This is a genomic window from Vescimonas sanitatis, from assembly GCF_049060325.1.
GTDB classification, from domain to species: Bacteria; Bacillota; Clostridia; order Oscillospirales; family Oscillospiraceae; genus Vescimonas; species Vescimonas sanitatis.
In genome coordinates this window covers 256,170-269,853 of the sequence record NZ_JBMGPW010000001.1, presented here as the reverse complement: position 1 = coordinate 269,853, position 13,684 = coordinate 256,170, and the positions used below count along the sequence as shown (strand labels likewise).

At 57.8% G+C, this 13,684-nt stretch carries 17 protein-coding genes; 1 reads left to right on the top strand and 16 read right to left on the bottom strand.

The window, feature by feature from the left end; all coding sequences use genetic code 11:
- Positions 1-27: 27 nt before the first annotated feature.
- Positions 28-1,506 carry a stage IV sporulation protein A gene (gene spoIVA / locus ACOMDU_RS01415; protein ID WP_421128941.1) on the bottom strand — a complete coding sequence of 493 codons (1,479 nt, stop codon included), beginning with the start codon at positions 1,504-1,506 and terminating at the stop codon, positions 28-30.
- 190 nt (positions 1,507-1,696) lie between these two features.
- Here spoIVA and ACOMDU_RS01410 point away from each other — a divergent pair, with 190 nt between their 5' ends.
- Complete coding sequence (locus tag ACOMDU_RS01410) at positions 1,697-2,269, top strand: TetR/AcrR family transcriptional regulator (RefSeq protein ID WP_421128696.1); 573 nt, start codon at positions 1,697-1,699, stop codon at positions 2,267-2,269.
- A gap of 196 nt (positions 2,270-2,465) precedes the next feature.
- On the opposite strand, the gene ACOMDU_RS01405 is transcribed toward ACOMDU_RS01410, so the two are convergent.
- The 15 genes from ACOMDU_RS01405 to queA form a co-directional block, all read right to left on the bottom strand.
- A complete protein-coding gene (locus ACOMDU_RS01405; protein WP_022135962.1) occupies positions 2,466-3,200 on the bottom strand; it encodes a YebC/PmpR family DNA-binding transcriptional regulator in 735 nt (244 codons plus the stop codon).
- Positions 3,201-3,203: 3 nt separating this feature from the next.
- Entirely contained in the window at positions 3,204-3,989 is a 786-nt protein-coding gene (locus ACOMDU_RS01400; protein ID WP_421128695.1) for a Nif3-like dinuclear metal center hexameric protein, read from the bottom strand.
- Positions 3,986-4,678, bottom strand: a complete 693-nt coding sequence (locus ACOMDU_RS01395) for a class I SAM-dependent methyltransferase (RefSeq protein ID WP_421128694.1) — start codon at positions 4,676-4,678, stop codon at positions 3,986-3,988. The genes ACOMDU_RS01400 and ACOMDU_RS01395 overlap by 4 nt, the downstream gene beginning before the upstream one ends.
- A 58-nt stretch (positions 4,679-4,736) precedes the next feature.
- On the bottom strand, positions 4,737-4,949 hold the full coding sequence (locus ACOMDU_RS01390) for a DUF1858 domain-containing protein (RefSeq protein ID WP_022135959.1): 213 nt from the start codon (positions 4,947-4,949) through the stop codon (positions 4,737-4,739).
- A gap of 156 nt (positions 4,950-5,105) precedes the next feature.
- Positions 5,106-5,384, bottom strand: a complete 279-nt coding sequence (locus ACOMDU_RS01385; protein ID WP_321044474.1) for a zinc-ribbon domain containing protein — start codon at positions 5,382-5,384, stop codon at positions 5,106-5,108.
- A 36-nt stretch (positions 5,385-5,420) separates the two neighbouring features.
- The gene (locus ACOMDU_RS01380) at positions 5,421-6,044 is read right to left on the bottom strand and encodes a sigma-70 family RNA polymerase sigma factor (protein ID WP_022135957.1); all 624 of its coding nucleotides are present in this window, start codon (positions 6,042-6,044) and stop codon (positions 5,421-5,423) included.
- A 126-nt stretch (positions 6,045-6,170) separates the two neighbouring features.
- Positions 6,171-7,211, bottom strand: coding sequence for a Holliday junction branch migration DNA helicase RuvB (ruvB, locus tag ACOMDU_RS01375; RefSeq protein WP_022135956.1), 1,041 nt, complete (start codon positions 7,209-7,211; stop codon positions 6,171-6,173).
- A 13-nt stretch (positions 7,212-7,224) separates the two neighbouring features.
- Positions 7,225-7,830 (bottom strand): Holliday junction branch migration protein RuvA, encoded by a 606-nt coding sequence (gene ruvA, locus ACOMDU_RS01370; RefSeq protein ID WP_421128693.1) that lies wholly within the window; start codon positions 7,828-7,830, stop codon positions 7,225-7,227.
- Between the two features lies 1 nt (position 7,831).
- Complete coding sequence (gene ruvC / locus ACOMDU_RS01365) at positions 7,832-8,344, bottom strand: crossover junction endodeoxyribonuclease RuvC (RefSeq protein ID WP_421128692.1); 513 nt, start codon at positions 8,342-8,344, stop codon at positions 7,832-7,834.
- A gap of 96 nt (positions 8,345-8,440) precedes the next feature.
- Complete coding sequence (gene xerD, locus ACOMDU_RS01360; protein WP_421128691.1) at positions 8,441-9,325, bottom strand: site-specific tyrosine recombinase XerD; 885 nt, start codon at positions 9,323-9,325, stop codon at positions 8,441-8,443.
- A 22-nt stretch (positions 9,326-9,347) separates the two neighbouring features.
- Positions 9,348-9,941, bottom strand: coding sequence for a stage II sporulation protein M (locus ACOMDU_RS01355; protein ID WP_421128690.1), 594 nt, complete (start codon positions 9,939-9,941; stop codon positions 9,348-9,350).
- Positions 9,942-10,292: 351 nt separating this feature from the next.
- Entirely contained in the window at positions 10,293-10,727 is a 435-nt protein-coding gene (locus ACOMDU_RS01350) for a hypothetical protein (protein WP_421128689.1), read from the bottom strand.
- Between the two features lie 128 nt (positions 10,728-10,855).
- On the bottom strand, positions 10,856-11,305 hold the full coding sequence (gene yajC, locus ACOMDU_RS01345) for a preprotein translocase subunit YajC (protein ID WP_421128688.1): 450 nt from the start codon (positions 11,303-11,305) through the stop codon (positions 10,856-10,858).
- Between the two features lie 67 nt (positions 11,306-11,372).
- Positions 11,373-12,509 (bottom strand): tRNA guanosine(34) transglycosylase Tgt, encoded by a 1,137-nt coding sequence (gene tgt / locus ACOMDU_RS01340; protein ID WP_421128687.1) that lies wholly within the window; start codon positions 12,507-12,509, stop codon positions 11,373-11,375.
- A 15-nt stretch (positions 12,510-12,524) separates the two neighbouring features.
- Positions 12,525-13,550, bottom strand: coding sequence for a tRNA preQ1(34) S-adenosylmethionine ribosyltransferase-isomerase QueA (gene queA / locus ACOMDU_RS01335; RefSeq protein ID WP_421128686.1), 1,026 nt, complete (start codon positions 13,548-13,550; stop codon positions 12,525-12,527).
- Positions 13,551-13,684 lie beyond the last annotated feature (134 nt).

Here is a 13,684-nt window from a genome sequence, read left to right as displayed (position 1 = left end):
GCTCTGTTATGGAGAATATATCCGGTGTCACAGAATAATGCAGATAAGTCCGCCGCCGCCCTCGTTGATTATGCGTTCCAGCGCCTGGCGCAGCTTTGCCTGAGCGTCTGCCGGCATACGCTTCAGCTTTGCCTGCAGGTCCTCTCCTACGATCTCATGGAAGCTGCGGCCGAAGATGTTGGACTGCCACAGCTTTCCCGTATCGCCCTCGAATTCCTGCAGCAGATAGTTTACCATGTCCTCTGACTGCTTCTCGTTGCCTACGATGGGGGAAACCGTCGTCTCGATATCCGCACGGATCAGATGGATAGACGGCGCGCTGGCTCGCATCCGCACGCCGTAGCGTCCTCCCTGCCGCACGATCTCCGGGTCCTCCAGGTTCAGCTCCTCCACGCCGGGCATTACGATGCCATAACCAGTCTCCCTGGCGGATCGAAGGGCCGGCGCCACCTTGTCGTATTCCCGCTTGGCCTCCGCCAGCTCACCGATGATCTGCATCAGGTCGCCGTCATCGGTCACCTGCAAGCCGCTGCGCTGGCTCAGCGTTTCAAAGAACAAACGCCGCGGCAGCCGTATTTCCACCTGTGCCACGCCGTTTCCCAGATCAATAGTGCTGGCTGCCGCACTCTCAATATTTTCGCCTTGGGACAGCGCTGCCAAGCATGGCGGCAGTGCACAGATACGTGTCAGCTGGGACGCAGCCTCGCCGATCTCCTGGTACAGTCCGCTGCGGATGGGGTGTTCACCCGGCAGCGCATCTACCCATTCGGGAAGAAAAACATCCAGCTCCCGTAAAGGGAACTGATACAGCAGATCCTGCAGGATATCGCCGATGTCTTCCTCCGTCAGTGTCAGGCAGTTGACACAGCGGCAGGTCACGCCGTACCGTGTCTGTATTTCCGCTGCGGCAGCAGCTGCCCTGGGGTCCTCCGGCTGGGCAGAATTTACCAGCACCACGAAGGGCTTGCCGATGTCCTGCAATTCTCGTATGACGCGTTCCTCCGCCTCGCGGTAGTCCTCTCGAGGAATATCCGTGATCGTGCCGTCGGTGGTCACCACGATACCCACTGTGGCATGGTCGGTAATGACCTTGCGGGTACCGATCTCCGCCGCTTCGGTCATGGGGATCTCATGATCGAACCAGGGTGTCATCACCATCCGCGGCGACAGGTCCTCAAACTGCCCTACGGCGGAGTCCACCATATACCCCACGCAGTCTACCAGCCGTACCGAGAAGGCCGCGCCCTCCGCCAGCCGGAGCTCCACGGCCTCCTCCGGAACGAATTTCGGCTCCGCCGTCATAATGGTGCGCCCGGAGCCGCTTTGCGGCAGTTCGTCCTGTGCCCTGTCACGCCGGTAGCTGTTTTCGATGTGCGGCAGCACCAGCGTCTCCATAAATCGTTTGACAAAGGTGGATTTTCCCGTGCGGACCGGTCCCACAACGCCGATATACACGCTGCCGCCGGTTCGCTGAGCCATATCCTGATAAATAGACGTTGTCTCCATCATAATGCCATCCTCCGAATGCTGTCTGTTGCCTTATTTCTATGCGCTGTCTCCGTGGTTTAGAAGTGCCTGATCTTCCACAAGAGTAAGGCGGTTTTGTAAAAAAGCCTTGTTCTTTCTGCCTTTTTGTGCTAAAATCAACACAAGGTCAACTATTCGGCAGATCAAAAAGAGTGCGGAGGGTATTGGTATGGAAGAGAGAGGTATTGACCGGCGCGTCAGAAAGACAAAGCGGCAGCTGCGGCAGGCACTGATGGATCTCATGTCTGAGAAGCCCTCCAAATCCATCTCCGTCCGCGAGTTGGCTGAGCGTGCCGACATCAACCGCGGGACCTTCTATATCCACTATAAGGACGTCAGCGATCTTCTGCAGCGGCTGGAGGACGAAATGGCCGAGCGTTTGATCCTGGTCTGTAAGAAATACGCCTACTCCACCGGCGAAGTCGATGCGTTTCCCTACCTGACGGAGCTGTATCGCTTCGCCCAGGACAACGCCGATTTGTGTTTGGTGCTGCTGGGGCCCAACGGCGATCGGGCGTATACCGAGCGTATCTGCGGAATCCTACGCAGTTATTTCCTGCGTGACTTCCTGGCCCGGTTCTATTCCGGGAGCAGCGACCGTCTGGACTATTTCTGTTCCTTCATTGTCTCCGGCAATCTGACGCTGACACTGGAGTGGCTCTCCGGCGGTGCAAAGGAGACGCCGGAAGAGATGGCCGCCCTGGCCGGCGCCATCATCATGGACGGCGTCCGGACACTGTGATATATGCAAAGAGACAGGGCGTCTGCCCTGTCTCTTTTATACAGTTCCATCGCAGACTGTGCATCGATGATGACCTTTTCTGTGCCGCGTATCGCGGCACACGCTTTTCCATCACGCTCGATCCGTTCTATTGTCAAATAATCACTCTCCCCATAGATAAAGGCGGCCGCGAGGCCGCCTTTCGTATGTTCTCCAATCAATCCTGCTGCCAGTTATGCCAGACGTTCTGCACGTCCTCATTGTCGTCCAGCATATCCAGAAGCTTCGTCATGCTGCGGACATCGTCCTCACTGGTCATGACAATGTAGTTCTGGGGAACCATCTCGATCTCCGCACTCTCGAAGGAATAGCCCTTCTCCTCCAGCGCCTTGACCACGTCGTTGAAGCTGTCCGGATCGGTGGTGATCTCAAACACGGGGCCGTCGGCCTGCATATCCTCGGCGCCGGCATCCAGCGCGTCCATCATCACGGTATCCTCGTCCAGCTCGCCCTCTTCGTTGTCGATGACGATCACACCCTTACGGTCAAAGGACCAGCTGACGCAGCCCTGAGCACCCATGCCCTTGCCGAATTTGTCAAAATAATGGCGGATCTCGGGTGCAGTGCGCTGACGGTTGTCGGTCAGCGCCTCCACGATGACAGCAACGCCGCAGGGGCCATAGCCCTCGTAGGTGACAGATTCATAGTTATCGGTATTGCCGGAACCCAGTGCCTTGTCGATGGTGCGCTTGATGTTGTCATTGGGCATATTGGCTGCCTTGGCCTTGGCGATAACAGTGGCCAGGCGGGAGTTGTTGTTGGGGTCGCCGCTGCCGCCCTGCTTGACGGCCACGATGATCTCCTTGGCGATCTTGGTGAATGCGGCGCTGCGCTTGGCGTCGGCCGCCCCCTTGGTCTTCTGAATATTGTGCCACTTGGAATGTCCTGACATGGTTTACTTCTCCTTTATGCAGTATTGGATGATCTCGCGGCTGTGCGAGGTCGAACATAAGACGTCGACTGCGGGGAATGCCTCTGCCAACCGGTCTCGCAGTGCGGGACATACCACGTTCTCCGTGGGAAAATGACCCGCATCGATCAAATTTAGCCCCTCCGTGTCCAAAAAGTCGTTATATTTCAGGTCGGAGGTCACAAAGGTGTCGCAGCCTGCGGCAATAGCCTGCGGAATATAGCAGCCGCAGGCGCCGCCGCCCACCGCCACCCGGTGTACCGGCCGTCCCGCGTCCACATAGCGCAAACCATTGCATTTCAATAATTCTATCACAGAATGGGTGAACTCCACAAGGGGTATTTCACATTTTAACGTGCCGATCCGCCCTATTTTTTCCTCCGTCAGCATTTTCAGGTCGGAAAGGCCCAGCTTCTGCGCCAAAACCTCATTGACGCCACCGGCCGCCGCGTCCAGATTGGTGTGCATACAGATGGCGGCGATGCCGTGGCGTATCAGCTCTGTCAGTACCCTTCCCTGCCGGTCATCGGTGCGGACGGTCTGCACCTGGTGCCACGCACAGTTCATCACCGGATGGTGTGCCGCGATCAGCTGGCAGTCTTTTTCAATGGCCTCGTCCACCACCTGCGGCGTTACGTCCAGCGCGACCAGAACGCGGCGCACCTCCGCTTCCGGGTCACCCACCAGCAGACCCACATTGTCCCAGCTCTCCGCCAATTCCCGCGGTGCCCAGGCGTACAGATACTGTTCGATATCCCGTACCGTTGTCATAGGGTTTTCCTCTTTTCTTCTATCTGCTGTGCCAATGCTTCCGCGGCCTCCGCCCGACGCAGAGCGTCCTCTCTGCCGCTGCGGCGCAGACCTTCCGCGATATGAAGCATCTTTTCGATGTGCTGGGTGAGATAGTCCGCATACAGCGGGTCGCCGTCCAGCAGAACACCGGTCAGCGTCTGTAATTCAGTCAGCGCCGGACAAATGCCGCCGTTCACGCGCAGCACCGGATACAGGTAATTCTTGTCCCACACCAGCCGCTCATCTGTAAAGGTGTACCCATTTACAGATAGCCATCGGCGCAGCTCTGCGGCCTTTGTCATGGGTTGAAGCAGCAGCGTATGCGCACCGTCCTTCGTCCATGGCGCACTTTCCAGGATGGCGATGATGGTCTCTCCGCCCATGCCGGCGATGATCACTGTATCCGTTTCCTCCGGAGAGATATTAGCCAGCCCGTCACACAGGCGGAAGCTGATACCCTCCACGCCATATTCCTCCGCAGTCCGCCGCGCGTGCGCCAGAGGCTCTGCGCCGATGTCCGCAGCAATAGCGCTTTGGATACGCTCCCTTTGCAGCAGCCACACCGGCAGATACCCGTGGTCCGTGCCGATATCCGCCAGACGGCAGCCCGCCGGTGTCATGTCCGCCAGCAGTTGGAGCCGCGGTTGTAATTGCAGTCGTCTCTCCATATTTCCCTACACAAATGGCCACGCATACGCTTGCGTATGCGTGGCTTTGTTTTTTTGTTTACTCGGCGATGGGCTTGTTGGCTTCCTCGTTCACCAGCTCCAGCAGCTTATCCACATCGATGCCGTGAACGGCGCAGGCCTCCTCCACCGTCTCGCCGCGGGAGGACGGGCAGCCCAGGCAGTGCATACCAATGGACAGGAAGATGGGCGCGGTCTGGGGCGCAACGTCCAAAATATCACCGATAATGGTGTCTTTCGTGATCTCGATCATGTTGGAAAACCTCCAAATACAATATTGTGCTGATAGTATACCCCAAAATGCCGGAACTTTCAACAGGATTTTTCTCATCCTGCGCTATAAAAAACCGCCCTCCGGCATACCGGAAGGCGGTCTATTCTATCTACTTAACAGTGTGCAGTCAGCAGATCAGCCGTTCTCACGCATCTTGGCGAAGCAGTCGCTGCAGTACACAGGACGATCGCTCTTGGGCTCGAAGGGCACCTTGGCCTCGCCGCCGCAGGCAGCGCAGACAGCGGTGAAATACTCGCGGGGACCACGGGCAGCGTTCTTGCGCGCGTCACGGCAGGCCTTGCAGCGCTGGGGCTCGTTCTGGAAGCCGCGCTCAGCGTAGAACTCCTGCTCACCGGCGGTGAAAACGAACTCGTTGCCGCACTCTTTGCACACTAAGGTCTTGTCTTCGTACATGATTTTACCCTCTCTTTGAGAAAAAATATATTGCGCTCAGCCTTTGCTGATATCGCCGGATAGAAGCTGCCGCGCTATTTTGCGGCGCAAACGCTGCACGGCGTTGTCCACCGATTTCGGGGACCGGCCCACAGTTTCTGCGATCTCACGGCAGGTGAGACCGTCCAGATAATACCCTAAAATCTTTACCTCGAATTCGGACAGCAGCTTGCGCGCGTTTTCCAGCAGAGCGGCAGTTTTTTCGCAGTCGATGACCCAACCCTCGGGATCGACGTGGGCAAAGGAGAGATTCGCGTCAAAGAAAGAGGTATCCAAAGGAACGGCTTGGTTCAGAGGTGAATGCTTCCCGGAGGCGGCAGCACGCAGCACAGAATACAGCCGCCGACGAATGCAGGTCTCGGCAAAAGTGCACAGAGAGGCCTCGTGTCCTGGCTCGTACTCCCGTATTGCCTTGATAAGCCCGAACATTCCCTCCTGCAAAAGGTCCTCGCTATCCCCTCCCGCCAGAAAGTACGGACGGGCGCAGGAGCGCACCAAACGGTGGTAACGCCCTACTAGGATCTCCTCGGCGTCGCGGCTGCCCTGCTTTACCAGAGCGCACAGCGCCTCGTCGCTCAGCGTCTGCAGATGGTCATATTCAGCCCTTGTATCATTCACCATACGCTATTATACCTTTTTACAAAATAATTTGTCAAGTCAATCGTGTAACTTTGTCAAAAATAACTCAAATTTGACGGCTTTCTTGCGGAGAACAACCGAAAAATTCCATCGAACCGTCTCTGCGCACTACAATTCCAGCTGCTGCTGGCCCGTAAACGCAATGTGCAGATGTGCATAGGCCTTCTGCGTGACGCAGCGCCCTCGGGGCGTTCGGGTCAAAAAGCCGATCTGCATCAGGTATGGCTCATACACATCCTCCAGCGTCACCGACTCCTCGCCGATGGTGGCCGCCAGCGTGTCCAGACCTACCGGGCCGCCGCCATAGTTTTCAATAATGGCCTGCAGCATCCGTCGATCTACGTTGTCCAGACCCAGATAGTCTACCTCCAGCGCCAGCAGCGCCTTGTCCGCTACGGACTTGGTGATAACGCCGTCGGCCATCACCTGGGCGAAGTCCCGTACCCGCCGCAGCATCCGGTTGGCGATACGGGGCGTGCCCCGGGACCGCCGCGCGATCTCCATAGCGCCCTCCGGTTCAATAGACACGTTCAGGATGCCGGCGCTGCGCGTCACGATTTTTGCCAGCTCCTCAGGCGTGTAGAGCTCCAGCCGCAGCGTCACGCCAAAGCGGTCCCGTAGCGGTGCAGACAGCGACCCTGCCCGTGTTGTGGCGCCGATCAGTGTGAATTTCGGCAGATCCAGCCGGATAGAGTTGGCAGAAGGTCCCTTGCCGATGATGATATCGATGGCGTAGTCCTCCATGGCCGGGTACAGGATCTCCTCCACCGCCCGGTTCAGCCGGTGTATCTCATCCACGAACAGGATATCGTTCTCACTCAGGTTCGTCAGCAGCGCCGCCAGGTCCCCGGGCTTCTCGATAGCCGGTCCGGAGGTGATGCGGATATTCACGCCCATCTCCTGGGCGATGATGCCCGCCAGTGTGGTCTTGCCCAGTCCCGGAGGGCCGTGCAGCAGCACATGGTCCAGAGACTCTGTCCGCCGCCGCGCCGCCTCAATGAAGATCGACAGGTTTTGCTTGGCCTTCTCCTGCCCAATGTATTCCGCCAGTGTGTGGGGCCGTAGAGAACCTTCGTTGGCATCCTCACTGAGAAACGTTTTGGCGACGATAGGCTCCTCGTACAGGTCCGCCCCGAAATCAATGCTCATGTGCGCCCCTCCTCTACTTCATCATGCGCTTCAGCGCCTGCCGGATGATGTTCTCCAGCGTCAGCGCTTCCATGTCGATATCTTTCAGTGCTGCGGCGATCTCCGCGCTGCCGTAGCCCAGCACCGCCAATGCCGACTGCGCCTCACTTTTCTTGCTGTGGGGCACCGCAGCCATCGCGGGCGCACCGCCCTTAACGGATGTGCCGCCCAGCGCTTCCTCCCGTGCCAGCTTGTCCTTCAGTTCCAGTATCACCCGCTGAGCAATCTTTTTGCCGATGCCGTTGGCAGCAGTCAGTGCTTTTTCATCCTCTGTCACCACCGCCAGCGCCAGCTGCTGCGGTGTTACGGCGGACAGGATAGACAACGCCGCCCTGGGGCCTACGCCGGATACGCCGATCAGCAGCTTGAAGCTCCGCAGCTCACTCTGATCGGCGAAGCCGAACAGCTCCATGGCGTCCTCGCGTACATTCAGATAAGTGTACAACTTGGCCGGTGCGCCCTTTTTCAGCTGGGAGAGCGTATAGTTCGTCGTGGCACAGGCGTAGCCCACGCCGCTGCAGTCGATGACCGCCAGCCCCGCATCGATCTCCGCCACGGTGCCGTTCACATAATAATACATATCAGACAGTCTCCTTCACGTCGGGGTCCTTACGCCGCAGCAGGCTGGTAGCGCTGCGGGCATGGCATATGGCGATGGCCAGCGCGTCTGCCGCGTCGTCCGGCTTCGGCACTGTCTTCAGCTTCAAAAGCCGCTTTGTCATGTCCATCACCTGCTTCTTGTCCGCCAGGCCGTAGCCGGCCACCGCCTGCTTCACCTGCATGGGGGTATATTCGAATATGGGTACGCCCAGTCGCTCCGCCGTACACAGGATCACACCCCGCCCGTGGGCCACGGCGATACCTGTGGTGATGTTTTTGCTGAAAAACAGCTCCTCAACGGCGATCTCATCAGGCTTCAGTTGGGCGATCAGCGCGGTCATGTCGTTTTCGATCTGCACCAGACGTGTCGCCAGCGGCAGTCCCGCCTCGGTAGTCACAGCGCCGTATTGCAGCATTCGCACACTGCCCCGGTTCGATTCGATCAGCCCGAAGCCCACAATGGCGATGCCGGGGTCGATGCCCAGTATCCGCATAGCTGCGCCCACCTCCCAACATTTGTTCTATTATAGCAAACTGGAATAAAAATAGCAACAAAAACCGCCCGGAAAACCGGGCGGTTTGATAGGCTGTTATGCACGGGGATGGGCCTTATTATATACATCCTTCAGCTGCTTTTTGATAACGTGTGTATATATCTGCGTGGAGCTGATATCCGCGTGACCCAGCATCTCCTGAATGGATCGCAGATCGGCGCCGTTTTCCAGCAGGTGTACGGCAAAGGAATGGCGCAGGGTGTGGGGGGTGATATCCTTCTCGATGCCCGCTTTTTCCTGATAGTACTTGATGATCTTCCAAAAGCCCTGGCGACTCATGCGTTCGCCGCTCATATTCACAAACAGCGCATGCTCTTCCTCATCGGCGATGAGCCGGGGACGAATATCCCGCACATAGTCCTCCAGAGCCTTCACCGCAGCGGTGTACAGCGGCACGATGCGCTCCTTTCCCTTGCTGCGGCAGCGGATAAAGCCGGCGGACAAATTGACATCGCTGACATCCAGACCGATCAGCTCACTGACTCGAATTCCGGTGGCATACAGCAGCTCCAGCATGGCGTGGTCACGGAAGCCTTTTTCGTCCACGCATTTGGGCTGCTCCAAAAACAGCTCTACCTCCCGGTTGGAGAGGATCTCCGGATACTTCCTCTCCACCTTCATGGCCACCACGCTCTTGGCCGGGTTGCTCTTCACAGCGCCGCACTGCATCATATAGGCATAAAATGACTTGATCGACGCTGTGGACCGCGTGACTGTGGCGGGGCTTTTGCCGCTGTGGGTCATATGCAGCAGATACTCATTGATCGTCTCTTTCTTCACCTTCCGCATATCCGTTACGCCCACGGAAAGCAGCCAGCTGTGAAACTGGGTCAGGTCACGTATATAGGAGCTGAGGGTATTGGCGGAGGCGTGCTTCTCCTCAGTCAGATAGTCGCGGTATGCCGCGATAAAGTCCGTCATGTGTCCCTCACTCCTCTCTCTTTCAAGTCAAGCCTGGCATCAGCCATGCAAAAAGCCGCGGCACCAGGGCGCACTCCGCCACTGTCCCGGTCAGCAATACAAACACACAGATGATCACGCTCCGCCGGTCTCTCACCTCCGGCTTTTGACGTTCTGCCCGGCGCCACGCACACGCAAAGCTGTCCGCCGCTATCGTCAGCAGACATGGTATGGTGAACAGACACCGCAGTCCCAGCGCCGCCAGCGCCAATACCACGCCCTGCTTTCCCAGTGCAGCGGCAAAGCACTGCACCGCGAACGACAGGAAGAAGCCCTGGGCCGCGCACGTCAGCGGGATCAGCATCACGCCCCAGGCTGTACAGCCCAGCAGAAACGCCGCGGCCGGATAGCGCAGATAGGTCCATAGGACCTGCCACAGCCCCGCGCTGCGCGGTTCTTCTGCATTCAGCCTCGCATAGCCTGTCACATAGCGGCTCAACGACAGAAGGTCCTCCGATGCCACAGTCCGACCCGCTAAAAAGCCCGCCAGGATCCCGGCGGCAAGAAACAGGCACAGTATGTACAGCCGCGCCTTCGGCGGCTGGAGAACAGGCATACGGCGTCGACGCAGCTTCATAGGGCTCACCTCGTCCACAGTGTATGAGCCAAGCCCTCTCGATAGACGTGCCAAAACGTAATAATAAATATATGGCAAAATTCACAAAACCGCAAGAGGTTTTCCGCAAAAACATATTTTTTGTAAATTATGTCAAAATGTTATGTCAACTTAATTATGTAAACAAGGTATACCGGGGTACTGACACGGTTTATAAAAATGCCGAAATCCCAATATCCGGGGAAATGCCGAAAATCCCTGCACCATATCTTGAAAAGCGTGATGCGGCGAACGACTCCCCTGCCGCCCGCCGCACCGTCGGATAAAAAATGCCGCAAAAACACGTTTTCGTTATTTTAACCATGCGCCGCTTTATGTTACCGCCCGTTTTCGACGGTCACCGCTCTTTCTGTGACCGCTGTGGGGTCTCCTCCGCTTCTGCTTCGTTCCGATCAGTCCCGCCAAAAGGCCGCCGCCCCACACGGCGCAGGTCTGGGCAATACCGCTGCCGGTAAAATGTATCGCCTCGTTTCCTGTCAGCGCCGCGATCCACATTGCACCATATACGCAGGCGGATACTGCCAGCGCCCGAGGCAGCGGACCATCGCCGCCCTGCCGTATGGCCATACGTCCGCCGCAGAAGCACGCCAGAACGCTGCTGCCCCATACCAGCGGACCCATCGCGCGCTCCGGCACGATGCCCCGCAGCAGGAGCAGTGACGATACGCCCAGTGCTGCCAGCAGCACGACTGCCGCTGTGGCGGTGCCCAGCCACGTTCCTTTGCCGGCCAGTTGCTTCCAAGACATAAGAATACCTCCCGCATCAGCTTTGCTTCAGCTTATGCGGAAGGTCTGCATCACATGATACACCGATCCCGATCGCTGTCAGCGCAAAAAGAGCGCCGCCCTCCGGGCAGCGCTCCTCTCGGTCTGTATTACTCGGCGTCGGTTTTGTCAGCCTCAGCGGGAGCCTCGGTGACCTCATCAGAGGCCTTCTCCTCCACAGCGGGAGTTTCCTCCGCGGCCTCTTCCTTCTTAGCCTTCTTCACCGGACGCTGCTGGGCGGCAGCCTGCTCGTCCAGGGTACCTACCTGGCCGATAGCGGACTTCAGGAACTCCACGCGAACGCGGTCCTCGCTGGTCTCGATGACCACAGTACGGTCGGTGATAGCCACGACGCGGCCGTACACGCCGCCGATGGTGGTCAGCCAATCGCCCTTCTTCAGAGAACTCCGCATCTCCTCGGCCTGCTTTTTCCGCTTGTTCTCGGGGCGGATCATCAGGAAGTAGAAGATGGCGATCATCAGGACGATCATCAGAATGGTGGAACCCATGCCGCCGGTGGTGGTGGCAGCGGCAGCATCAGCGTAAGCGATCTGAATCATGGAACATTACTCCTTTAACAACAAAGTGATACTATTATACATAGTTCTTTTGCTTTTGGCAAGAGGTTTATATCTTCTCCGCCAGTTTTTTACTGTATTCCTCCCGGAATGCGTCAAAGCACCCGTTGTCCAGGCTGTCACGGATACGCTCCGTCAGCTTGTTGTAAAAATACAGGTTGTGCATCACCGCCAGGCGCATCCCCAGCATCTCCTCCGCTGTAAACAGGTGCCGGAGATATGCCCTGCTGAACTGCCGGCACACCGGGCAGTCACATTCAGGGTCGATAGGCTGTTCATCCAGCTTGTATTTGGCGTTTTTGATGTTCAGCGTGCCCTTCCAGGTAAACAGCTTTCCGTGCCGCGCGTTGCGCGCTGGCATCACACAGTCGAAGAAGTCCACGCCCCGGGCCACGCCCTCAATGATGTTGCTGGGCGTGCCCACGCCCATGAGATACCGCGGCTTATCCGCCGGCATATACGGCTCTACCGCGTCGATGATCTCATACATCACCTCCGTAGGCTCACCCACCGCCAGTCCGCCGATAGCATAGCCGTCGCAGTCGATCTTGGCGATCTGCTGCATATGCCATATCCGCAGATCGGCGTAGGTGGCGCCCTGGTTGATGCCGAAAAGCATCTGTCCGGGGTTTACCGTGTCCGGCAAAGCGTTCAGCCGGTCGTGCTCCTTCTTGCAGCGTTCCAGCCACCGCAGCGTCCGTTCGCAGGAGGCCTTGGCGTAGTCATAGGGTGCGGGGTTTTCCACGCATTCGTCAAAGGCCATGGCGATGTCGCTGCCCAGATTGCTCTGGATACGCATACTCTCCTCCGGACCCATGAAGATGCGGTGTCCGTCAAGGTGGCTGGCAAACGTCACACCCTCCTCACTGATCTTTCGCAGCCCCGACAGCGAGAATACCTGGAAGCCGCCGGAGTCGGTCAGGATCGGTCCGTCCCAGCGCATGAACTTATGAAGTCCTCCCATTTGCCGCACCACATCGTCGCCGGGGCGCAGGTGCAGGTGATAGGTGTTGGATAGTTCGATCTGCGTCCCCAGCCGTTCCTTCAGGTCGATAGCGCTGACGCCGCCCTTGATGGCGGCCTGGGTGCCTACGTTCATGAATACCGGCGTCTGCACCTCGCCGCCGTGGGCGCAAGTAAACACACCTCGCCGGGCTTTTCCCTCTTTTTTGATAACCTTGAACATTTCTCTCTCCTGCTTTCACTGAATGAACATCGCATCGCCAAACGAGAAGAAGCGGTACCGTTCCTCCACCGCCTGCTGATAGGCAGCCAGCACGTGCTCTCGTCCCGCTAATGCCGATACCAGCATGATGAGTGTGGACTCCGGCAGATGAAAGTTTGTCACCAGTGCGTCCAGCACCTTGAACTTGTACCCCGGATAGATGAAAATATCTGTCCATCCGGCGCTGGCGCGCATGGTGCCGTCCTCCGCTGCCTGAGATTCTATCGTGCGGCAGCTGGTGGTACCCACGCAGATGACACGCCCGCCGTTTTTCTTCGTCTCGTTAATAAGATCGGCCGTCTCCTGGGGGATCACACAGTATTCACTGTGCATGGTGTGGTCGGTGATCTCGTCCTCTTTCACCGGGCGGAAGGTCCCAAGTCCCACATGAAGTGTAACGTATCCTACCTTTACACCCATTGCCTGTACTTTTTCCAGAAGCTCCGGCGTAAAGTGCAGCCCCGCTGTGGGCGCCGCCGCCGAGCCGTTGACCTTGGAGTACACCGTCTGATAGCGCTCCTGATCCTGCAGCTCCTCCTTGATGTACGGCGGCAGGGGCATCTTACCCAGCCGCTCCAGCACCTCCAGAAAGATGCCTTCATAAGAGAACTTTACCAGCCGGTTGCCGTCGGGCAGCTCGTCTACCACCTCCGCCGTCAATTCACCGCTGCCGAAAATGACCTGTGCGCCCTTCCGAAGCTTCTTCCCCGGCCGCACCAAACATTCCCAGATGTTGTCGCCCCGGTCGATAAGCAGCAAAATTTCGCAGGCTCCGCCGCCGGGCAATCGGTGCCCCAGCAGACGCGCCGGCAGTACCCGGGAGTTGTTCAGGATCAGGCAGTCGCCCGGACGCAGATACTCCGGCAGATCGTAAAAATGCCGGTGCTCTACCGCCCCTGTTTTCTTGTCCAGCACCAACAGCCGTGAGCCGTCCCGCCGTTCCAACGGTGTCTGCGCGATCAGCTCCTGCGGCAGGTCAAAGTAAAAATCGTGTGTTTTCATCGTGTATCACTCATTCATTCAAAATTTGCACACCGCGGGATATTATAGTATATTTCCCGCCTTTATGCAACGTTTTTCCCGGGAAAAGTTCCTTTGCATAGGGAAAAGCCGCGGTCATACCGCGGCTTTTCCAA